A 22546-nucleotide genomic window follows, 5' to 3' on the forward strand; every position below is an offset into this window, starting at 1 on the left:
AAAGCTTATAATTGCAACGACGAGAAATAATCGTGGGGCAAGGCGGGTGAGGGAATTAATGAGCTATAACAATGCAGCATAAACAGGAGCAACCAGCAGTTGCTTGTCAACGGGTCTTGTACGCCGGCATAGCTATGCTATGGATGTTCTTGTCACTCTTGCCAGTCGTGCAAGCCTTGGAACTCACGGATCACAGCCGCCAAACTATCACCAGCTTTGCGGATAAAAATCAAATATTGCACGATCCTGATGCCAGCCTTACCCCCGAGATGGCCTTAATAAGAATCACTGCCACAGCCTATCAATCAGATGATGATAAGCTTAGTTTAGGGCAGTCTTGGATCTATACGCCGCTGCTGAATCGTTCTGAGCAGTTAGACTGGGTAGTGCGCTCCAATAATACTCTATTTGAAGAACTGGATTTTTACCTGCACTGCCAAGGGCAATCCTTACAAGTCTTACCTCGCCCAGCCATAGGCTTTAAGAGTCCGCAGTTTCTGACCGCTTATTTTGTTCCTATTGTCTTGCCTAGCCATCTCAGTTGTGGCCTGTTGCAGCGTGCGAAGGTTTCTGCGCTGAGTCATCTTAGGGCTTATCTAATGACAGCTCCCGTGGCAATAGAGCAAGCAGGTCTGCATACGGCTTTAAGCCTGACAGGGGTCGGTATTACGCTAGGCTTGATCATTTATAATTTTTTATTGTTTTTTTCCATACGCAGCAGTACCTATCTCATTTATACCCTTTATGCCTGCCTGCATTTATCCTTGATTTTGGTGGTGAGCATCAAGCCTGAAACCCTGATCGACTTGTTTGATGATGCGCGGCATGCCTTGCGTTTCTTGGGCATCAGCATGATGTTTTTTTTGTTTTGGTTCTCACTGAAGTTCATGCAACCCGGGATTCAAGCAGCTCGTTATGATCACAGTAAGCCTAACCTGTATCGAGTTTTGCGGGTGCTTGTTTTCTTAAGCTTATTGGCCATGTTGGTGATGCTGTTGTCTGCCTTATTGACGCTGTTTTGGCCTGAGTTTTTATTCGCTAGAACCCGAGTTTTATCTTATATCTACATTGTGTCCAGTGTGCTTATTCCCCTGCTGGCGCTCACGGTGGCGCTCAGTGGTTACAAGCCAGCCTGGGTCTTTTTACCCGCTTGGACCATCCTGCTGATTAGCCATGCGATTACCTTGCTGGACTGGCTAAGTTACATCGACTTGTATGGCTGGGAACGCATCTTAACAATGCTGGCAGCAAACTTGGAAATGATGATCTTGTCGATAGCTTTGGGGATGAGCCTAAGAGACTCTTATCGGGCGCGGGACCGTGCTCAGTTGGCACGTGAACATGCAGAGTTGCTGGTCGAACAACAAGACCGTTTTATTTCTACCCTAAGCCATGAAATACGCACCCCGTTACATGCCATGCTAGGTGCCACCGAGTTGCTCGGACGTACTGAATTATCCACTAACCAACAGGAGCTATGGAGCACGACACATTATGCCGCCGAGTCGATGTATGCCTTGGTGGATAATTTGCTGGATCGAGCCCAGTTCAAACAAGCCAAGCTCCTAGAAAAAGACGAGGTATTTGACCCCCAACGCCTATTGGATGCTTTGGTGCAGTTATTGCGTCCTCGAGCAACCGAAAAAAACCTGCTGATCCATCTGCAGACTCGTGACTTGCCGACTCATCTGCTAGGTAAACCCGTTCTGTTACGGCGGATGTTAATCAATCTGCTCAGCAATGCCATCAAGTATACTGAAGTCGGCGAGATTCAAGTCTGGGTCAAATGGCAAGCTGCTCAGCAAACTTTGTGGGTCAGTGTTAAAGATACAGGTTGTGGATTGTCAACCGAGCAACTCGCACATCTCGAAACCCGTTTTAATCGCGGCATTGAAGTTTTATATAGCCAACAAGCCAGTTCGGGGCTAGGCTTGCCGATTTGTTTTGAGATGATGCGTGCCGTAGGGGGACAATTAAGCCTCACCAGTGAACTCGGTCAGGGAACAGAAGCTCGTTTTAATCTGAGCATGCATTTACCCAACCCGAATTCTATTGAACTTAAACGAGGGGTGGTTAGTAAGCCACTAGCGATCTTGGTGGTGGATGATGTCGCCAGCAATCGGATGTTAGCCTGTGAGACTTTGAAAGCTGCTGGACATCAGGTCTGGCAGGCGGCTGATGGTCGAGAGGCTTTAGCTTTATTACAAAAACAGACATTTGATCGGGTACTTAGCGATCTACGTATGCCCCATTTAGATGGAGCCCAGCTGCTAAAACACATTCGCCAGCAGTATCCGCCATCAGCCTTAAGCGTTATTTTGACCTCTGCCCATTTTACCGCTGAGCAAAGTGAACCGTTATTAGCCCTAGACGCCAAGCTGCTTGCTAAACCGTATACACCAGAAGCCTTGCTTGCTGCGATCCAAGGGGCAAGTCAGACGGTGTTACCCCCCCCTGAGGCTGAAGAAACGAGTTTGGAACGTATTCAAGCGCGCTGGGGCGATGAAAAAACTTCAATCTTGTTAGCACTCTACCAAACCCAAATGGATGAAGATGTGCAGAGAATCCGCGAAGGGCTCAGTGTGCACGATGAGTCTCGCATTCGCGTCGCAGCTCACCGCATCGTGAGTGCTAGCCGAGCACTTGGTTTACCAGCCAATGCCGAAGCTGCCCTCCAAATTGAAACCCATCAAGAACATCAAGCCTTAATAGACTGGCTTACATTTGGTCAAATGATTGAGCAGCAGCTGGGCTTAATTAAAGTTTGAATCTTTACACTGCAATTATTGGCTCGACTTTGCCTGTTGAGCAGCAGCCATTGCATCGGCAATCGCATAGCTATAGGCACAATCCACATCCATCCGCACTTTTTGCAAGCCCTCTACCCCTTCTTCCAAAATCACGGCCAATGGAGTGCGCTGTTGAAAACGGCGATGCGGACGACGTAGCCACATTAGGCGCATTTGTGCACTGAAGGGAAAGGTAGTAGCCAGCGCTTCGGTAATCCCACTGATATGCTCAAGACGAACTTGCAGCTCAGGAGCATTCGGCAAAGCCCGCTCACCATTAAAATAAGAGCTTAGATGGCGCGGTTTAATCTCCGTTGCCAAACCCAATAAGCTAACAACCTCTTCAGCACTAAGTTGCCAATCGGCCAATTGCGCTAAGACCTGCTCGGTACGTTGGGTGAGTTCAGCATCATTCATGAGGGGTCTCATTGGTTAGTTGATTAGTGTTTAGTCGTTTTCAGCGGGCTGATAGTAATCACTTATGCTGATTTAGGTTCATCAGTGAAGCGAGGTAACTCACGGGTTGTCAAACCCTCTTGGGTGGCTAGCTCACGCTCACGAGCAGCAATCAAATCAAAGCAAGCTTTCACATCCTCGACTGTGGCCTCACTTAAAGGATAAGCCTGCATCGGCTCTCTCGCCGTGAGATCACGGATAATACTCGCCAAGGTCTTACGCATCGCCATGAGGATACGCCGCTCTTGAGAAAGGGTCTGATCAACCATGACTGCTCCAAGAAAAGAAGAAATCATTAGCTTAGAGTGTTCTAGTTTCTACGCCTATCCTCCTAATGGGCAGTCCTTAAGTTTTTCATGACGGTTGCTAAATCAATAGCTTTAGCATTTTGTGTCTGATTTAACCCTTCGATCACCCCTTGATACTCTCGACTCGGTTTATTTTGACTCAATTTCCACTTACCCTCCCAGCGAGTGATTTCCAGCTCAATCCCAACAATTGCCTTGAGCATTGTCTGCAAATAATCATCTGGTGCATCTGACATCTGCCAAGGTTTAGCTAAACCTAGTTCTTGCTGCTGGGTAAGCTTTTCCAAAAATTCACGCAACCACAGGGGATCATCCTGCACCCGTAGATGCCCATAAACATTCAGCACACTATAATTCCAAGTTGGTACTTCTTTGCCATGCTCCGTTTTAGACGGATACCAGTTTGGCGAAATATAAGCATCGTTCCCATGAAAAATCACCAAAGCCTCCAATTGGGTGTCAAAATCACGCCAAATCGGATTCGCCCGTGCCACATGGCCTTGCAATAAACCTAATCCCCCATTCGCTTCAAAATAAAGTGGAATTGGATTGGCATTCAGACCTTGCGCTCCCAGCGTAACTAAACTGGCTAAAGGTGAGGAACGGATTAAATTTTGCAGGACTTGTGGGTCAGATTGCTCGAAATGCTTAGGAACATACATCTAGATCACCTACTAGTAAATTGTTGCTAGCGACAGCTTGTAAAACTTGTACAAACTCTTCGGCTAACGGTGCTTGAAGCCTTAAGGTCACTTTATTTACGGGATGTAAAAAGCTTAAAGTTTGTGCATGCAATAACAACCGTTCACAACCAAACTGCTCCCGAAATAACTGATTTTGCTTGCCATCGCCATGTGTAGTATCCCCCACAATCGGATGAAAAATATGCTTCAAATGGCGACGTAATTGATGCTTACGTCCAGTTTTAGGTTGCAGCTCTAACAGTGAATAGCGGCTGGTTAAATGCTTACCTGATGCCAAGGGCAATTCAAATTGCTCCAGCCTTCGATACTGCGTAATCGCGGTTTGAGCCGGCTTATCCTGAGCCGCTTGAGCATCCGCGATTTCATCTAATACTTCTTTCAGCGGATAATCAATCACCGCTTCAGCCGCGCAGAAGCCACGAACTAAGGCGAGATAAGTCTTCTCTAGCGCAGCTTGGGTAAATTGCTCAGTCAAAAGGCGTGCGATATTGGGGTCTAAAGCAAATAACAGCACACCCGAAGTTGGTCGATCCAAACGATGTGGCGGATAAACTTTTTGGCCGATTTGATCACGCAGTAACTGCACAGCAAACCGCGTTTCATGTTTATCAATCAGGCTACGATGCACCAATAAACCCGATGGCTTATTGATAGCCACTAAAAATTCGTCTTGATAAAGAATCTCAAGCGGTGACAAAGTTCAAAGCGCCTGCATATCCATACGACCCGCCTCAGCTTCGACCGCAACCACAACACCGCGCAAAGAATTCGGGAGTGCTTCAGTAATCTGCAAATCAACAAAACGCCCAATCCAACGGGGATTGCCATCGAAATTTACCACGCGATTATTTTCAGTACGCCCCGCTAATTGATGGGGGTCTTTCTTCGCAGGGCGCTCGACCAATACACGCTGTACGGTCCCGACCATCGCTTGGCTAATCGCATTCGCACTGGCCAAAATCCGGCTTTGCAGTACTTGCAAACGCTGCTTCTTAACCTCCATCGGTGTGTCATCTTGTAAACTGGCCGCCGGTGTTCCGGGGCGAGCGCTATAGATAAAGCTGAAGCTATGATCAAAACCCACCTCATCAATCAGCTTCATCGTATCCGCAAAATCTTTCTCGGTTTCGCCGGGAAAACCCACAATAAAATCCGAGGACAGACTAATCATCGGACGAATTTGACGCAATTGACGAAGCTTCGATTTATACTCAATCGCCATGTGATTACGCTTCATTGCCGCCAAAATCCGATCGGAACCGCTTTGCACAGGCAGATGTAAATGACTGACCAACTCAGGAACTTGGGCATACACATTAATCAGGCTTTCACTAAACTCATTGGGGTGCGAAGTGGTAAAACGAATCCGATCAATGCCTTCCACAGCCGCCACATATTGAATCAGTAATGCTAAATCAGCGATCTCACCATCATGCATGCTGCCACGATAGGCATTCACATTTTGCCCCAGCAGATTGACCTCGCGCACGCCTTGCGCCGCTAATTGCGCCACTTCGGCTAGCACATCATCAAAGGGGCGGGAGATTTCTTCGCCACGGGTATAAGGCACGACACAGAAGGTACAGTATTTATTGCAACCCTCCATAATCGAGACAAAAGCAGTCGGACCTTCCGCCCGTGGTTCTGGCAGGTGATCAAACTTTTCGATTTCAGGAAAGCTAATATCCACCACGGGCTTACGATGGGTACGTACTTGTTTAATCAAATCCGGTAAGCGATGCAAAGTTTGGGGGCCAAACACCACATCAACTAACGGCGCACGCTCACGCAAGGCCTCCCCTTCTTGGCTTGCAACACAACCACCGACACCAATAATCACCTGTGGATTTTTCTCTTTCAATGCCCGCCAGCGTCCCACTTGCGAAAATACCTTTTCTTGCGCTTTCTCACGAATAGAACAGGTATTAAGCAATAACACATCAGCTTCTTCAGGATTATCCGTCAGCTCCATCCCCTCGTGTGCATGCAGCACATCCAGCATTTTTGCCGAATCATACTCATTCATCTGACAGCCGTGAGTTTCTATGAAAATTTTACCTGCCATCTAAACCTTACCTAATTGCGTTGCCGAAGTTAAAAAAAGACCGACTATTATCCTTATCTGGCTAGTGCGCAACAACTATAAATTTTGTAGGGAAAACAAGCATTTTAGCCAAACTTTTGCCACAACCTTGACCGAGCATTATAAGAGTGTTTATATCCGCCTTATTAGTTATTAATTCAGTATTCAGCTAAAAAACTAAAATTCTTCATAAAAAACTTGCGAGGTCTTGATATGCAGATGTTTTTTTCAAAACAGAGGAATCAGTGGCTGCTAGGCCTATTTTTATTGTTCGCCTTGGTTACACAACCGGTAAATGCTGAAAATTTAGACTGTAAACAACCCTATAAAGTGGTCAAAGGCGATAGTTTAAGTACCATTGCCCAACGTGCTTATGGCAGTGCGAGTAAATACAGCATGATTTATTATGCAAACCGTGAATTACTGACCAAAGGGCCATCCACTGTTTTGGTTAATCAAGAACTACGTCTGCCCTGTTTGTCTGATCCCGAAATAGCCTCCCCTCAAACTGCAGCGCCCACCTCAACAACCGCCACCACGACCACCACCGCAGTCAGCACGGTGACTGAAAATACGGCTGACCCTACCACTGAACTTACAACGACCAATATAACAACAGCCAATACAACCCCACCCACCCCAACTGTCAGCAAAATTGATATTCAATTATTAACCGCTGGTGATTATCAACCCTTCACTGACCAGTCTTTACCGAATGGCGGGCTGATTACTGATTTAGTAGAAACAGCACTGAAAAACCAAAATCTCCACTATAAACTCACTTGGATTAATGATTGGTCAGCTCATCTTGACCCTTTAATCAAAGAAAAGAAATACGATATGGGTTTTCCTTGGCTGAACCCCGGCTGCCCAACGATGGAGCATTTTCGTTGTCAATTCTTATTTTCCACCCCGATTTTTCAAATGCTTGAGGTTTTATTTACTCGCAATGAAGCCCCGTTAATCTTTGAAAAAGATGACGATATGATTGGCCATACCCTCTGCCGACCCAGTGGCTACTTCACACATGACTTAGATCGCACAGGTCGAGAGTGGCTAAAGAAAAACTTAATCAAATTAGAGCAACCCCAATCGGTTAAAGAATGCTTTGAATTATTAATGGCAGGTAAAGTCGACGCGGTGGCAATGAATGATTTCACAGGACGTGAAACCGTCGCCAAAATGGGCTTACACGACCAAGTAGCCGCGTTACCGCGTGAGCTTTCGGTCGAAGGTTTACATGTGCTTGTCCACAAAACTCATCCACGTGCGACTATTCTCTTAAATTATATCAACAAAGGTTTGAAAACTATTCAGGACTCGGGGGAGTATGATGCGATTATGGACAAGCATCTTACTAATCATTGGAAAACTGTTGAATCATTGCAGAAACAACAGCCTAACTAGGGTTTAAGCAAGGGAGCAGCCTATGGAAAGTGTGCTTCACAAACGCTATAAAATAGGCGAACGACTATTCTCGAACGCTTGCGGTGAGCTGTTCCTTGGCCGCGATTTGCAAGCCAACATCAATCAACGTTGGCTCATACATTATTTGCCTCAGCAACTGCTCAGTGACAGTGCGTTAAAGCAAAGTCTTAGTCAATTGCAGAGTTTAAGCCATCAAGCCGAGACGACGGTTTTAAAAGTTTTAGATTGTGCGTGGTCCGAGACTGAGGTCTGTTTTGTCCTAGAAATGCCGGAAGCTTGGTCGTTAAGCCCGCTCCCAGCGATACACGGTCAACCCACGAATTTGCATCAAAAAGCCTTGGCTATCACCCAACAGTTGATTGATCAAGGTTTAGTCACTACAGGTATCGAGCCATCACTGTTTCTGGTCACCCCCACGGGGGATTTATACTTACTCGGTACAGCCTTGCTGGCTGAATTACAAACACTGACTCGCCAGTCACCTAACTTATTACAACCTAAACCACCACCCACACGAAATAAGCACCGATTTTTGCCAGTGATTTTATGGGCAGTCACAGGCTTAGTCGCCGCCGCGAGTTTAGGTATTTATCAAGTCAGCCAACCGATTAAACCGACCCAAGCCCCCGTCGCACCCAAAATTCAGGTCAGTCGTTTAGACAAACCTTTAATTCAGCCTGCGGCCACCACCAGCTTAGTCACTCTACCGATGCAGCCTAATCACACGCCGATCCAACCCCTCGAAACCAGTGTCACCCCGGTAACATCAGCAAAGACCAGCCCCGCTACGCCTACCCTAAGCCCAAGCATAGAGCCTTTGATACCCGAAACTGCACCAACTCAAGCTGGCATAGCTCAACCTGCACTCGCTAAACCTTCTATTATCCAACCGCGCATGATTAGCAATCCAGAAGTTATCGCTCAACCTGTACTGGCTAAACCTTCTATTATTCAACCAACCATCAGTAGCAATCCAGCGGCTAGCCGACATCTAGAACGTGCCACTGCCGCGATCAAGCAGGGACATTTACAAACAGGTTTATACTATTTGCGCCTTGCGAAAAAGCTTGAAGCTCATCCAGAGCAGTTAAAAACCACCACACAGCAGCTACTTGAGCAAGCGCAACAAATACCGACCGCCAGCGAAACTTTAAGTCCGCAGATGCAGACAAGTATCAAGCAAGAATTTGGTTTGGAATAAAGAGCCAGCTAAACACTGGCTCTGTGTGCATCCACTCAACTAACCTTTACTGGCCAGCAATCGTCATGCGATTTACTAAGATTGATCCAATTTGAATACTGCCACGCGGGTCAATATCAGTACCAATACCTTGGATACCCAAATACATATCCTTCAAATTACTCGCAATGGTGATTTCTTCGACCGGATATTGTAGCTCACCCTGCTCAACCCAAAACCCTGCCGCCCCCCGCGAATAATCACCGGTGATCATATTGATACCACTGCCGATCAATTCGGTAACCAACAGGCCACGCCCCATTTGCTGGAGTAACTCTTGGAAAGAACTTTGCGTATGGCTTAATAATAAATTGGAGCTACCCCCTGCATTACCCGTGGTTTGCAGGCCTAATTTACGAGCAGAATAACTCCCTAAAAAATACGCTTGGACTTTACCATCAAGAATCACCTCACGATCATAGGTTGCAACACCTTCTGCATCCCAAGCCCGACTGCCCGGAGCACGCGGAATATGGGGGCGCTCACTCAATTGTACAAACTCGGGAAAAATGCGCTTATCAACCGCATCTAGCAAAAAGCTCGCTTTCCGATACTGTGCAGCCCCACTTAAAGCAGAGACTAAATGCCCAATTAACCCACGGGCTAATTCGGGCACATACAATACCGGCAATTCACAAGTTGGAATGGATCGCCCCCCTAAGCGGCGCACAGTACGGCGGGCAGCTTCTTTACCCACTGCTTCAGCCGCTTCTAAAGCAGCAGGGGAACAAGCTGTGGTATACCAATAATCCCGTTGCATCGACTCATTTTCTTGCGCCACCACCGAGCAACTCAAGGAGTGGCGAGTACTGCTATTTAAGCCATTAAAACCATTGGTGTTTGCATAGACCCCTAAGCCCGCATAGCTATCCACACTCGCCCCGTCACTATTGGAAATGCGGGCATCATACGCACGGGCGGTAGCTTCAGCCTGTAAAGCTAAATCAATCGCCTGATCCGCGTTAATATCCCAAGGATGATATAAATCTAAATCCAAGGGCTGCTTAGCCATTAATTCAGGATCAGCTAAACCATTAAACTCATCTTCAGCGGTATAGCGAGCTATTCGGCAAGCCGCCTCTAAAGTATCCTCTAACGCTTTTCGTGAAAAATCCCCACTCGAAGCAAAGCCTTTTTTGTGGCCAAAATATACCGTCAGGCTCGCACCTTGATCACGGTGATATTGCAGTTTATCGACTTTACCCATGCGGACTTCAACCGATAAACCCGTACCCTTATCAATGCCTACCTCGGCCGCACTCGCACCACGCTCTTTGGCAGCTTTAAGCACAAACTCAGCGAGTTCTTGAAATTCAGCACCTAAAGCTTGCCGATTGTCTAATTCAATCATCGTTTTGATTCCCTACAGGTTTAAGCAGCCGTGCCACCGACCGTGAGTCCATCCACACGCAAAGTCGGTTGCCCCACACCAACGGGTACACTTTGCCCATCTTTACCACATACACCAATCCCTGTATCGAGGGCTAAATCATTACCGACCATACTGACTCGGGTTAATACATCGGGCCCATTACCGATTAAAGTGGCATTTTTCAGTGGACGAGTCGCTTTGCCATTTTCAATTAAATAAGCCTCTGAGGCTGAAAAGACAAATTTCCCAGAAGTAATATCCACCTGTCCACCCGAGAAATTAACTGCATAGACACCTTTCTCGACAGAAGCAATAATTTCTTGCGGATCATACTCACCCGCACGCATATAAGTATTCGTCATACGTGGCATTGTTAAATGCGAATAAGACTGCCGCCGCCCATTGCCGGTCGATTTTGTCCCCATCAAAGCAGCATTCTGCCGATCCATCATATAGCCTTTGAGAATGCCATCTTCAATCAACGTAGTACATTGAGTTTCAGTGCCCTCATCATCGACCGTCAATGAACCACGGCGCTGCTCTAAGGTACCATCGTCAACCACAGTAATGCCTTTACTGGCGACTTGCTCACCGATCCGCCCAGAAAAAGCGGAAGTACCTTTACGATTGAAATCCCCCTCCAAACCATGTCCAATCGCCTCATGCAAGAGCACACCCGGCCAACCCGAACCAAGGACAACAGTCATTGCACCCGCAGGGGCGGCTTGTGCATCCAGATTCACGAGGGCTTGACGCACCGCCTCTTCAGCAAACTCATCCGCACGGTTGTTTTTGATGAAATAATCCAAATCAAAACGCCCACCGCCACCCGCAGAGGCACTCTCAGTTTGCCCTTGACGCTCAACAATCACCGAGACATTAGTCCGTACAAGTGGGCGTACATCAGCGGTCATGCGCCCTTGCTCATCGACAATCAAGATAATCTCATGCACCGCTACGAGGCTTGCCATGACTTGTTTGACATAAGGGCTAACGGCACGCGCTTTGCTATCCATACGCTGCAATAAATCAATCTTGTCCGCTTCGCTTAACGAGGCTAGCGGGTCACTTAAGCCATATAAATGACGGCTAGGAATTTGGGCTTTCCACGCTTGAACTTGGCCTGATTGACCCGCCCGACTAATAGCACGGGCAGCACGGGCTGATTCTAATAAAGCCTGTAAACTAATTTCATCACTATAAGCAAACCCTGTTTGCTCACCACACACGGAGCGCACGCCAACCCCACGTTCGATGCTATAGCTACCGCTTTTTACAATCCCTTCTTCTAAGCCCCATGATTCATAACGCGCTGCTTGGAAATATAAATCAGCAAGCGTGGTATCTTTGCTGAGTAACTCAGCAAAGACTTGGGCTAAAGCTGGCTCACTCAAGCCACTTGGCGCAAAAAACTCCGCACGGGCATAATCCATGGCATTTTGCATATTTGAGTCCTTTTAAAATCTCACATCAGCAAACGGCGATGTGACAAAACTGGAAATCGTTGGCGCGTGGCTGCTTGAGCTTCTAAATCCGGCTCAATCAACACAACACCAGAACCTTTATTAAGTTGACCACGAATCCGCCCCCAATAGTCAATAACCATAGAATGTCCATAGGTTGTCCGACCACTCACGTGGTAGCCACCTTGGGCTGGGGCAATCACATACGCTAAATTTTCAATCGCACGCGCTCGCAGCAAAATCTCCCAATGTGCTTGCCCAGTCACCTCGGTAAAAGCAGACGGAATGACTAGAATTTCAGCCCCTTGACGTGCTAATTCCCGATACAACTCAGGAAAACGTAAATCATAACAAACGCTCATCCCGATCTTGCCAAAAGGGGTATCGGCAACCACTAGTTGAGCACCGGGCATATTGGTATCGCTTTCGGTATAAACCTCAGCATTCTCCCCCACCGTGACATCAAATAAATGAATTTTGTCATAGCGTGCCACCACTTGACCTTGATCGTCATACAATAAAGACGCGGCATACGGTCGATGAGGATCGTCTGAATGTAAAGGAATTGTGCCGGCTAAAATCCAAAGTTTGTGCTGTCTAGCGAGGCGTACCATGCAATCCTGAATAGGGCCAGAACCATATTCCTCAGTCACCTGCACCCGCGCTTGATCATTCTGCCCCATGATCACGAACATTTCAGGCAAAACCACTAAACCCGCGCCTGCTGTTTTCGCCTCTGCAATTAAACGCCCTGCTTCCATTAAGTTAGCTTGCACTTGCGGACCTGATGCCATTTGTAATGCAGCAATTGCTCTCATTCTCTGCTCCCACCCGACTAATCGCTTGAGTATACGTTGATTTTTATAAGGACTCTAACTGCAATCGTCAGGCGACGCTGAGCTTCACGGTAAACGGTATTAAAGCAAAACCACATCAAATTGCTCTTGATTATAGAGCGCTTCAACTTGCAAGCGAATCGCCACGGAAACAAACTCCTGTAACTCGGCTAAACTATCCGACTCTTCATCCAATAAGCGGTCGACCACATCCTGCGAGGCCAACACCAATAGCTCTTTTGCATCAAACTGGCGTACTGCCCGCAAAATTTCCCGAAAGATTTCATAACAAACCGTTTCTGCGGTCTTGATATAGCCACGCCCATTACAGGTAGAGCAGGACTCACACAAAATATGCTCTAAACTTTCCCGGGTACGCTTACGGGTCATTTCCACTAAACCTAAAGGCGATACTTCACTGATGTAAGTCTTGGCATAGTCTTTTTCAAGGGCTTTTTCTAAAGTTTTTATCACTTGCTGCTTGTGATCACTTTGCATCATGTCAATAAAGTCGAGAATAATAATCCCCCCTAAATTGCGCAGACGCAGCTGACGTGCAATCGCTTGAGCAGCCTCTAAATTAGTACGGAAAATCGTCTCTTCTAGATTGCGACTCCCGACAAAGCCACCCGTATTCACATCAATAGTCGTCATGGCTTCGGTTTGATCCACAATCAGATAGCCGCCCGATTTTAAGGGTACTTTGCGCTGCAAAGATTTCTGGATTTCCTCCTCAACGCCATGCAAATCAAAAATCGGCCGCTCGCCCGGATAATGCTCAATATGCTGGGCTAAATCAGGGATATATTTTTCACTAAATTCTTTGACTTTAAGCGCAGTTTCGCGGGAATCAATTAAAACCTTTTGAATCGGCTCACCGACCATATCGCGTAATACCCGCAAGACTAAGGGTAAATCAGAATAGACCAATTTAGCTTGGGCAGAGCTTCTAGAGCTTTGCTCGATACTATCCCACAGCCGTAATAAAAACTGCATGTCTTGGCGCAAGCTGTCTTCACTAATCCCATCAGCCGCTGTCCGTACTATAAAACCAAACTGATCACCAAATTCAGTACGTACTTTTTGCACTAAAGCCCGTAATCGCTCACGTTCTTCAGCCGATTCAATTTTCCCTGAAATACCAATGGTTTGATTATCCGGCATCAACACTAGAAAACGTGAAGGCAAAGTAATATAAGTGGTTAAGCGTGCGCCTTTACTGCCTAAGGGGTCTTTAATCACTTGCACTAATAGCTGTTTGCCTTCGTGTAAGACCTCATGAATTTGCAAGGTAGGCTGTTTTTTGGGTAAATCATCGGTATGCAAATCGTCCATCGGTGAGGCAGTCAGATCTGAAGCATGCAGGAAAGCGGATTTATCTAGACCAATATCAATAAACGCGGCTTCCATTCCCGGTAATACCCGTGACACCCGCCCCTTGTAAATATTGCCCACAATCCCCCGTCGAGAAAGGCGTTCGATGAGCACTTCCTGCAAAACTCCATTTTCTAGCAAGGCGACTCGTGATTCTTGTGGGGTGATATTAATTAACAGCTCGGCACTCATGCTTCCTCTCTGTGCGCAAATGGTTTGATTTATTTTCAATACGGCGCTAGCTCACAATACCCGTATACCTATTTTTTGTAATAATTGAGCCGTTTCAAAGAGGGGTAAACCCATGACCCCCGAATAAGAGCCTTCTAAACGCTCAGCAAAGATAGCGCCCATCCCCTGAATCGCATACGCACCTGCTTTATCACAGGGTTCACCTTGTTGCCAATAAGCGGCTATTTCTGCCTCAGTTAACCGTCGAAACCACACTTGGCTAGTGCTCAGCGCTAACTCACAAGCCGCTTGATGATAAAGCGCGACAGCACTATAAATGGTATGCACTCGTCCTGACATAGATAATAACATCTGCCGCGCCGAGGCAAAATCCTCCGGCTTAACGAGCAAGCGTCCATCTAAGACACCTAAGGTATCAGCACCTAACACCGGTAAAGTTTGATCACTATCCTCCCAAACAGCCTGTGCCTTCTGTTTAGCCAAGCGTTGCACTAAATCTAAAGGATCTTCATCGAGCCTTGCGCGCTCATCAATATCAGCCGTTCGTACCTGATAGCGAACGCCAATTTGCTCCAGCAATTCGCGTCGTCGCGGCGAAGCGGACGCAAGAATAAGTTGTGCTGACTGCATTCAGCCTCCACGATGATAAGGATGGTTCGAGAGGATACTCCAAGCTCGGAATAATTGCTCAGCTAGAATAATCCGCACCAAAGGATGCGGAAAAGTTAAAGCGGATAATGACCATTTAAGATCAGCACGTTGTAAACAAGCGGGTGATAAACCTTCTGGCCCTCCGACTAAAAGAGCAACATCCTGCCCAGAAGCCAGCCATTGATCCAATTGACTAGCGAGCTGCTCGGTTGACCAGCTTTTGCCCAAAACATCTAAAGCAATGACTAAACTACCTGCTGGAATAGCTGCTAACAACTTTTCCCCTTCGAGTTCACAGATACGCTGCAGATCTGAGCTTTTCGTGCGCTTTTCAGCCACTAACTCCTTGATCAGAATTTGGCAGTGTGCAGGCATACGCCCCACATAGTCAGCTGTTGCAGTGACCACCCAAGTCGGCATCTTCGTGCCGACTGCTAACAGGTGAATACGCAACTAGGCAGCTCCTAGCCGTAATTCATTGCGTGCCTCGCTGCCAGTCCCCCACAATTTTTCTAAATTATAGAAGTCACGCGCCGTCGGCAGCATCACATGCAGAATAATTTGATCTAAATCGACCAATACCCAATCAGAGTCACGCTCACCCTCGACCCCTAAAGGCTGATGCCCTGCCTCTTTCGATTTAGCTGCCACACTATCCGCGAGGGATTTCACATGGCGGGAAGAGGTGCCTGATGCGATAATCATTACATCGGTGATCGTCGATTTACCGCGTACATCTAAGACCGTCACATCGCGGGCTTTCATATCTTCAAGGCTAGAGAGCACTAAAGTTTGCAATTGTTCGAGTTCCATTCCTACCTTCATCAGTTGTTAAAAAAGCAGTATTTATAAGCTTAAGAATAGCATGGCTTACAAACCGGCTGGAATCTTTCCACAGAGATTGGTATAAACCTGCCCACCACTCACCACAGGCAAGTGACAGGACAGTGATATATATTCAACTCATTACCCAGCTTTCAAAGCAGAATTGCTATGAATAAATGGGAAGCCATGCGCTTTGGCGCGATAGTATCTATCCCGATGATGCTGGGAAATCTACCTTTTGGAATGATTTTCGGCTCGTTAGCTGTGAGCCAAGGTTTAGAGCCGTGGGTGCCAATCGCGATGTCTTTACTGGTGTTTGCTGGCTCTTCACAATTTGTAGCCTTAGGTTTAATCGCAGCAGGTGCACCCATCCTAGTGATTATTTTCACCACTTTTGTGGTTAATCTACGCCATTTATTGTATTCCGCTGATTTCATGAAATATGTCAAGCACTTGCCTATGCCTTGGCGTGCAGTTTTAGCTTTTGGTTTGACCGATGAAACCTATGCTGCTACGAAGCCTTATTTTGTGAACGGTAAATTAGATGCCACCACAGGGCATTGGGCTTATTTAGGTTCATTTTTAGCGTTTTATAGTATGTGGAATCTCACCACTCTCATTGGTGTAGTCGCTGGTGAATTAATTCCGGGCATGAGTGAATGGGGCTTAGAATTTGCGATGGTGGCCACTTTCTTAGGCATTATTACCATCTATTTACAGACGCTCCCGTATTGGATTACCTTCATCGTGGCTGGCTCGGCCGCGCTATTTTTATATCAACTACCGAATAATCTTGGCATGCTGATTGCCGCCTTACTAGGGGTTGCGGCGGGAGTCCTAGTGCAGCATTTGCAACTGCGTTTAAAAGCCGGAGCAAGCGACCATGCCTGATACCTTAAGCCTGATTTTGATGATTCTCGGCATGGTTGCGGTCACTTTTAGTATTCGCTTTATACTTTTTGCACGAGCGCACCGTATTCAACTGCCTGTCTGGCTAGAAGAAGCTTTAGCTTATGTCCCGGTTGCGGTGCTCACTGCGATTATCATGCCGATGATCCTCATGCCAAACAAACAGCTGGATTTTAGCTGGCATAACCCTTGGCTGTTAGGTGGCTTAGCCGCTTTTGTAGTGGGTTTAATACTGCGTAAACCGTTGGTGACGATTATCGTGGGTGTGCTGGTATTTTTTGGCAGTCAATTTCTCTTGACTTAAGCTTCATTTAGACCTTCAAAGCCAAGCCCCTTGCTAAACGTGATTGCCGAAAGCGTAAGCCCATACTCTGCTGAGTGAGCAACTGACGCAAGGGTGCTATCCGATCCACGGCTACCAAGCCGCCTGCACGAAGCAGGCCTAAGGCTGGGAACTCAGCTGAAAATAGCTTAACGAGCGAATCCGTATAAGCGACAACACTCGCATAATCAGGTTGGCGGGCTGCCTGATAAGCGGCGAGTAACTTCACGACGCCATCATCGCTTCTGATTGCAGTTGGCGTGGCTAATAAATCACTTAAGGTCGCCACATCCCGTAAAGCTAAATTCAAGCCCTGCCCTGCAACCGGATGCAAACTGTGGGAGGCATTGCCAATCAACACAGCCCGTCCCTGCACTTCCGCGACGGATTTCACTAAGCTTAAGGGGTAGCTCGAACGCTTACCCACTTTAATAAAACGCCCTTGCCGATAACCAAAGCTAGTTTGTAATTTCTGCAAAAACTCAGCATCTGTTAGCTCCAAACTAGCGGCCACCTCCGCCGTTTTATGCGTCCAGACCAAGGAATAGCGTTCTTCAGTCATTGGTAAAAGTGCCAAAGGCCCAGAGCGAGTAAAACGCTCATAAGCCACCCCCGTGACCGGACGATCTGTACTTACATTGGCAATGATCGCGGTTTGTTGATAATCCTGAGTTTTAACGGCAATACCCAGCTGCTCACGTAAAGGTGATTGCGCACCGTCAGCGATCACTAATAAGCGTGTCTGCACAGTATCCGTGACCGTTTGACGCTCAAAATGCACTTGAACCGAGTCGCTATTCTGTTCTAAAGCATACACTCTAGCCGGGCTAATTACCTCAAAAGACGCAGCCCCCCCCTTCGCTAGTGCCTCAAACAGCACCCGACCTAATACCCGACTCTCAATCACATAGCCTAAGGCAGGCACCGCTGCTTGTTCAGCAGTTAAGCGAGTAGCCCCGAAATAGCCGCGATCAGAAACATGGATTTGTTGAATAGCCGCCATCTGTGCAGCAAGCTTACCTCCAATCCCCATCCCCTGATAAATCCGACTTGAACCATAGGAGAGTGCTACTGAACGATCATCATAAGCGGGCTGGGAATGGCTACCGAAGGCAACTGCTTCGATCAAGCCTAGTTTCAGATTCAAGGGTTGAAGAGCCAAGGCTAAACTTGCCCCAACCATACCACCACCGACAATCAGTACATCGAACATAGCTTATTTTGACTCAGCCTATTATTTAAGTGCTTTATTTACCTCGGTTTAGTCCGAGGCTTAATCCAAGGGTTGTGCCATCAAGGCTTCAATCTCAGCGATTTCTTTGACCACACCCGCAGTCAATACCTCACAACCGTCTGCAGTGACCAGCACATCATCTTCAATACGAATCCCAATATTCCACCATTTCGGATCGAGATTCTCCGCAGGCGAAAAATATAAGCCCGGCTCTACCGTTAACACCATACCCGGTTCTAAACAACGCCAGGCACCATTAATTTTATAATCGCCTACATCATGCACATCCAGCCCTAACCAATGTCCGGTTTTGTGCATATAAAATTGCCGATATGCTGCTTCTTTAGGCGCGCTCCCATCCGTAGTCTTAGGTGGATCTTGCAAGAGTTCCTCCACCTCACCCTGTAATAAACCCAGCTCAACTAAACCCGCGACTAAAGTACGCACGGCCGCTTGATGCGGTGCATCCCAATCATTACCCGGTTTCACCGCAGCAATTGCCGCTTTTTGGGCATCTAGCACTAATTGATACAGTTGGCGCTGCTCGTGGCTAAAACGGCCATTAACAGGGAAAGTACGGGTAATATCACTGGCATAGCCTTGATGCTCACTCCCGGCATCAATTAACAGCAAATCACCTGCTTTTAACGGTGTCCGATTGTCTACATAATGCAAAATACAAGCGTTTTCGCCTCCACCCACAATAGAGGTGTAGGCAGGTTCCATACCTGCTTTGCGAAATTCACGCTCAATTTCAGCTTGTAGTTCAAATTCAAATAAGCCGGGGCGGCAGATTTGCATGGCACGAGTATGTGCCTGCGCTGCAATTTTGGCTGAATAGCGCATCATTTCTAGTTCAGCGGGTGATTTAAACAAACGTAGCTCATGCACTAGCGTATCGAGCAGTTTGAGAGTATTAGGAGCAGCCACCCCATTGCGTGCTTGACGGCGTAATACCGTCAGCCAACCCAAAACCTTCAGATCAAACTCGGTATCAAACCCTATGCGATAATGCACCTCAGTTCGACCACTGAGGAGGGGGAGGATTTGCTTATCTAATTCGCCAATCGGAAAAGCCTGATCCGCGCCATAATCGTTAACAGCCCCGTCAATACCTGCACGTTTACCTGTCCAGCGTTCCATTGCAGGGTCTTTAGCTTGGCAAAATAAAACATATTCGCCCTCTGCTCGCCCCGGAATAAAGACGGCAACTGCGTCAGGCTCATTGAAGCCCGTCAAATACAAAAAATCGCTCTCTTGGCGAAACGGATAATCTGCATCCCGATTACGAATCACTAGCTGGGAAGCTTGAATAATTGCAATCGCCTGCTCGCCCAATTGAGCTAAGAGGCGTTGGCGGCGTTCAGCAAATTCACTAGCGGGAATCAATACAGGGCTTTTCATTCTTGTTCATACTCCTCAGTTTGTTCTGCTAATTGCGGCTTACCACGGATTGGTTGCAATTCTTCATTCATCATTAATACGCCCACACGAATAAACTCGGCCAGCTCGATAAAGGCGGCTTCCGACTCATCTTCATCCTGCACATCCATTTCACCTGCCGCTCCAATTTTCACGACATCTTGTACCCAATCGCGGCTATCTTCCGGTAGGTCTTGTAGCGTTTTCAAACCTGACAGTGCTAAACCAAAAGCAAAACCTTGACACCATTTTTGTAAAGCCGTCACTTGAGCGGCTAAACTATCTTGTTCGGGTGGTAAAAATAATTCAAAACTTAAATCACCCGAATTTAATTGCCATAAGCTGGTATTAAATAATTGCTGCAGTAGTTTCCGCGCTTCTTGGACGTGAAAATCACGATGATCGCCTTTTAAAATCTGAGCTTGCCAAGCTTTTTCATGGTATTGATTATTAAATGCTAAAACTGCACAGGCTATTCCATGAGCTTCTGAGGCAGTGAAATCAGCATCCACTCGTAATAAAGCATCTTCCAATGTATAAAATTCAGGCAACTGCGTATCCAACACATGCGTCTCCCATAGCTATGCGTGTATTATGAGCTGACAAGGAGCATTTCGCATCCATAGCCCCGAAAACAACGAGCATGCATGATCCCTTATGGCTTTGCAAAATCAACTTAAAACCCTAGAACAAGACTTGCAGCAATTATTAGTGACCCTTGAGCACTTAGCTGCCGAAAAGCGCCGCTTAGAAGAGCGTGAGCAAGAACTCATGGCCGCTTGTGAACATTTGCAACATAAAAATCGCATCGCTAGCCAGCAAGTCGAAGAAATCTTGGCGGCCTTAACTTTAAAGCGGCCCGTCTTACTCACTCCCCTCGAGGACTAAGCTAATGGAAGAGTCTCTCATTGTCCCCGTATCTGTCAAAATTTTTGGCAAAGAATACACCGTTGCTTGCCCTGAAGGGCAAGAGCAAGCCTTGATTTTATCCGCAAAACGAGTAGATCAAGAAATGCGCCAAGTACGGGAGTCTGGCAAAGTTTTAGGTACTGATCGCATCGCTGTCATGGTCGCGCTGAATCTTGCACATGAGTTATTAAACCAGCAGGGCTTAGAGGATCAAGCTGCTTATACTGAGACCTTAGCTAAAGTTGAGCAGATCCAAACTCAGGTCACAGCAGCCTTAGCGCAATATCAGCAGTATGCAACAGGTTAATACCCGATTAGTTAAGTTTGCTAGGGCTTCCCAGCAATGAATAATTGTAATAGTATGCAACTAAGGACGGTCATCTGGGATACTCGTGATGAAATGGATAAATCCTTGAGCCTATTTTTTTATCCCGGGAGCGATCTTTTGGTCTTGTGTGCATGACCGCTGCGGCGGTAAGCCTTTTGGACTAAACTAGCACCCACTTGAACCTTTGGTTCAAGGCTGAAGTTTCACACGACTTCTTGGAGCCGTCCCACTTTTCAATCTTGCTTAGCTTGCCTGATATTTTTCTTGCTTAGTCGTTTAATTCCTGAATAATCCGACCTTTTGCTCATAGTGTATGAGCAATGATAGGTTGTAAATTTATGGCTCATTTTTCTTCAGCACATTTCATTCTTGTTCTGATTTCTGCTATTTGGGGCAGCGGTTTTGTTGCACAACGCTTAGGTTTAGAAAGTTTAGGCCCATTTAGTTTTAATGCAGGACGTTTTGTCTTAGCGACTCTAGCTTTATTACCCGTTTGGTGGTGGATGCACCGTCGAACCCTTGTTCCTGCTACCTCTAAAAATCCTAAATTATTTTGGTTAGGCAGTGCCTTAGCGGGCTCTGTCATGTTTATTGGCTTTAGCTTTCAGCAAGTGGGGCTGCAATACACCACAGCAGGCAATGCAGGCTTTATTACCAGTATGTATATTGTGATCGTGCCGATACTCGGTTTATTCATCGGTCAAAGGACAAGGCTACTCACTTGGGCTGGTATTGGCTTGGCGGTCATTGGCTTATATGCCTTATCCGTTGGCCCGAATTTTCAGATTAACTACGGTGATGGCCTAGAGTTTATTGGTGCATTTTTCTGGGCGGGGCATGTGATCACTTTAGGTTGGCTATCTCGCCGGATCACCGATGTAGTAGGCGTGTCAGTGATCCAATTTGCGATTGCAGCCCTTTGGTCAATTCTTGCAGCTTTGCTGTTCGAGCAAGCGAGCTGGGCAGCATATGAAGCGGCGATTGGACCTTTGCTTTATTCCGGCGTGATTGCTAGCAGCCTATGCTTTACTTTGCAGATTATGGCTCAACGCACGGTAGATGCTAGTGTTGCCGCCTTAATTTTATCAGGGGAAGCGGTCTTTGCTCTCTTGGTCGGTTGGTTATTTTTAAATGAAGCCGTCACTAGCAAACAACTCCTCGGTTGCAGTTTAATGCTCACCGGGATCTTGATCAGTCAATGGCCAGAGCGTAAGTTAGTCAGTGTTGCTAACTAAGGAGTAAAACATGTCAGAAGCTATTTTTGCGAGTGGGCATTGCTTATGTGGAGCGGTAGAATTTACTGTGAGTAGCGCGCCTATTTTGTCAGCGCAATGCCATTGTGAACATTGCCAACGTGCTTCAGGGACTGGGCATATGTCACTAGCATTTTTCCCAGAGGCTGCCGTAGCTATCCGAGGTGAAACCCGCCATTTTGACTCGGTGACGGATACTGGTAGCATAAATACCCGCTATTTCTGCCCAACCTGTGGCAGCCGTTTATTTGGCCAAACCACGATGCGTCCGGGGGTACTTGGGATTGCCGTGGGAGCTTTTGATCAACATACTTGGTTTAAACCGGATCGTATTGTTTATCATCGCAATAAACCCGCTTGGGACTTTATGGACCCGAACCTACCGACCTTTGAAACAGGCGCACCGCCACCACCTAGTAAAGATAAAGCATCCAGCTGAATCAGCTTT

General features: G+C 47.0%; 24 protein-coding genes and 1 other RNA gene. 10 read left to right on the forward strand and 15 right to left on the reverse strand.

Going from position 1 to position 22546, the window contains the following annotated elements:
* The first annotated feature begins 71 nt into the window (after nt 1-71).
* Nucleotides 72-2768: an ATP-binding protein gene (locus B5D50_RS05495; RefSeq protein ID WP_078921580.1), complete on the forward strand. Its 2697-nt coding sequence runs from the start codon at nt 72-74 to the stop codon at nt 2766-2768.
* A gap of 15 nt (nt 2769-2783) precedes the next feature.
* Here B5D50_RS05495 and B5D50_RS05500 read toward each other — a convergent pair whose 3' ends face one another.
* The 5 genes from B5D50_RS05500 to miaB all read right to left on the reverse strand — a co-directional run bounded on the left by B5D50_RS05500 (nt 2784) and on the right by miaB (nt 6322).
* Nucleotides 2784-3206: an antitoxin Xre/MbcA/ParS toxin-binding domain-containing protein gene (locus tag B5D50_RS05500; protein WP_078921581.1), complete on the reverse strand. Its 423-nt coding sequence runs from the start codon at nt 3204-3206 to the stop codon at nt 2784-2786.
* Nucleotides 3207-3268: 62 nt separating this feature from the next.
* Complete coding sequence (locus B5D50_RS05505) at nt 3269-3514, reverse strand: segregation and condensation protein A (RefSeq protein ID WP_078921651.1); 246 nt, start codon at nt 3512-3514, stop codon at nt 3269-3271.
* 62 nt (nt 3515-3576) lie between these two features.
* Nucleotides 3577-4215 (reverse strand): FMN-binding negative transcriptional regulator, encoded by a 639-nt coding sequence (locus B5D50_RS05510; protein ID WP_078921582.1) that lies wholly within the window; start codon nt 4213-4215, stop codon nt 3577-3579.
* Nucleotides 4202-4954: a tRNA pseudouridine(65) synthase TruC gene (truC, locus tag B5D50_RS05515; protein ID WP_078921583.1), complete on the reverse strand. Its 753-nt coding sequence runs from the start codon at nt 4952-4954 to the stop codon at nt 4202-4204. The genes B5D50_RS05510 and truC overlap by 14 nt, the downstream gene beginning before the upstream one ends.
* A gap of 3 nt (nt 4955-4957) precedes the next feature.
* The gene (gene miaB, locus B5D50_RS05520; RefSeq protein WP_078921584.1) at nt 4958-6322 is read right to left on the reverse strand and encodes a tRNA (N6-isopentenyl adenosine(37)-C2)-methylthiotransferase MiaB; all 1365 of its coding nucleotides are present in this window, start codon (nt 6320-6322) and stop codon (nt 4958-4960) included.
* Between the two features lie 237 nt (nt 6323-6559).
* On the opposite strand from miaB, the gene B5D50_RS05525 reads away from it, so the two are divergent.
* Together B5D50_RS05525 and B5D50_RS05530 are read left to right on the forward strand one after the other, a co-directional pair.
* Nucleotides 6560-7747, forward strand: coding sequence for a transporter substrate-binding domain-containing protein (locus tag B5D50_RS05525; protein WP_159448582.1), 1188 nt, complete (start codon nt 6560-6562; stop codon nt 7745-7747).
* Nucleotides 7748-7769: 22 nt separating this feature from the next.
* Entirely contained in the window at nt 7770-8969 is a 1200-nt protein-coding gene (locus tag B5D50_RS05530; RefSeq protein WP_078921586.1) for a hypothetical protein, read from the forward strand.
* A gap of 46 nt (nt 8970-9015) precedes the next feature.
* Here B5D50_RS05530 and pmbA read toward each other — a convergent pair whose 3' ends face one another.
* The 7 genes from pmbA to rsfS form a co-directional block, all read right to left on the reverse strand.
* Nucleotides 9016-10359, reverse strand: a complete 1344-nt coding sequence (gene pmbA / locus B5D50_RS05535; RefSeq protein ID WP_078921587.1) for a metalloprotease PmbA — start codon at nt 10357-10359, stop codon at nt 9016-9018.
* A 20-nt stretch (nt 10360-10379) separates the two neighbouring features.
* Complete coding sequence (gene tldD, locus B5D50_RS05540; RefSeq protein WP_078921588.1) at nt 10380-11825, reverse strand: metalloprotease TldD; 1446 nt, start codon at nt 11823-11825, stop codon at nt 10380-10382.
* 20 nt (nt 11826-11845) lie between these two features.
* Complete coding sequence (locus tag B5D50_RS05545) at nt 11846-12661, reverse strand: carbon-nitrogen hydrolase family protein (RefSeq protein ID WP_078921589.1); 816 nt, start codon at nt 12659-12661, stop codon at nt 11846-11848.
* Nucleotides 12662-12760: 99 nt separating this feature from the next.
* Nucleotides 12761-14245: a ribonuclease G gene (gene rng / locus B5D50_RS05550; RefSeq protein WP_078921590.1), complete on the reverse strand. Its 1485-nt coding sequence runs from the start codon at nt 14243-14245 to the stop codon at nt 12761-12763.
* A 51-nt stretch (nt 14246-14296) separates the two neighbouring features.
* Nucleotides 14297-14875, reverse strand: coding sequence for a Maf family protein (locus B5D50_RS05555; protein WP_078921591.1), 579 nt, complete (start codon nt 14873-14875; stop codon nt 14297-14299).
* Nucleotides 14876-15349 carry a 23S rRNA (pseudouridine(1915)-N(3))-methyltransferase RlmH gene (rlmH, locus tag B5D50_RS05560; RefSeq protein WP_078921592.1) on the reverse strand — a complete coding sequence of 158 codons (474 nt, stop codon included), beginning with the start codon at nt 15347-15349 and terminating at the stop codon, nt 14876-14878.
* Nucleotides 15350-15709: a ribosome silencing factor gene (gene rsfS, locus B5D50_RS05565; RefSeq protein ID WP_078921593.1), complete on the reverse strand. Its 360-nt coding sequence runs from the start codon at nt 15707-15709 to the stop codon at nt 15350-15352.
* A 180-nt stretch (nt 15710-15889) separates the two neighbouring features.
* On the opposite strand from rsfS, the gene B5D50_RS05570 reads away from it, so the two are divergent.
* Nucleotides 15890-16612 (forward strand): AzlC family ABC transporter permease, encoded by a 723-nt coding sequence (locus B5D50_RS05570; RefSeq protein ID WP_078921594.1) that lies wholly within the window; start codon nt 15890-15892, stop codon nt 16610-16612.
* Nucleotides 16605-16934, forward strand: a complete 330-nt coding sequence (locus B5D50_RS05575; protein ID WP_078921595.1) for an AzlD domain-containing protein — start codon at nt 16605-16607, stop codon at nt 16932-16934. The genes B5D50_RS05570 and B5D50_RS05575 overlap by 8 nt, the downstream gene beginning before the upstream one ends.
* Before the next feature lie 7 nt (nt 16935-16941).
* On the opposite strand, the gene ubiH is transcribed toward B5D50_RS05575, so the two are convergent.
* From ubiH to B5D50_RS05590, 3 genes are read right to left on the reverse strand one after another with little or no spacing between them, the layout of a single operon-like run.
* Nucleotides 16942-18165, reverse strand: a complete 1224-nt coding sequence (gene ubiH, locus B5D50_RS05580) for a 2-octaprenyl-6-methoxyphenyl hydroxylase (RefSeq protein WP_078921596.1) — start codon at nt 18163-18165, stop codon at nt 16942-16944.
* Nucleotides 18166-18225: 60 nt separating this feature from the next.
* The gene (gene pepP, locus B5D50_RS05585; RefSeq protein WP_078921597.1) at nt 18226-19590 is read right to left on the reverse strand and encodes a Xaa-Pro aminopeptidase; all 1365 of its coding nucleotides are present in this window, start codon (nt 19588-19590) and stop codon (nt 18226-18228) included.
* Entirely contained in the window at nt 19587-20174 is a 588-nt protein-coding gene (locus B5D50_RS05590) for a UPF0149 family protein (RefSeq protein ID WP_078921598.1), read from the reverse strand. The genes pepP and B5D50_RS05590 overlap by 4 nt, the downstream gene beginning before the upstream one ends.
* Before the next feature lie 91 nt (nt 20175-20265).
* On the opposite strand from B5D50_RS05590, the gene B5D50_RS05595 reads away from it, so the two are divergent.
* The 5 genes from B5D50_RS05595 (at nt 20266) to B5D50_RS05615 (ending at nt 22537) form a co-directional block, all read left to right on the forward strand.
* Nucleotides 20266-20496, forward strand: coding sequence for a hypothetical protein (locus tag B5D50_RS05595; RefSeq protein WP_078921599.1), 231 nt, complete (start codon nt 20266-20268; stop codon nt 20494-20496).
* A 4-nt stretch (nt 20497-20500) separates the two neighbouring features.
* Nucleotides 20501-20824: a cell division protein ZapA gene (locus B5D50_RS05600; RefSeq protein ID WP_078921600.1), complete on the forward strand. Its 324-nt coding sequence runs from the start codon at nt 20501-20503 to the stop codon at nt 20822-20824.
* Between the two features lie 68 nt (nt 20825-20892).
* Nucleotides 20893-21070, forward strand: a non-coding RNA gene (ssrS, locus tag B5D50_RS05605) — 6S RNA.
* Nucleotides 21071-21183: 113 nt separating this feature from the next.
* On the forward strand, nt 21184-22080 hold the full coding sequence (locus tag B5D50_RS05610) for a DMT family transporter (RefSeq protein ID WP_078921601.1): 897 nt from the start codon (nt 21184-21186) through the stop codon (nt 22078-22080).
* A gap of 10 nt (nt 22081-22090) precedes the next feature.
* On the forward strand, nt 22091-22537 hold the full coding sequence (locus tag B5D50_RS05615; protein WP_078921602.1) for a GFA family protein: 447 nt from the start codon (nt 22091-22093) through the stop codon (nt 22535-22537).
* Nucleotides 22538-22546 lie beyond the last annotated feature (9 nt).

The organism is Thiothrix eikelboomii, assembly GCF_900167255.1.
Classification (GTDB): Bacteria; Pseudomonadota; Gammaproteobacteria; order Thiotrichales; family Thiotrichaceae; genus Thiolinea; species Thiolinea eikelboomii.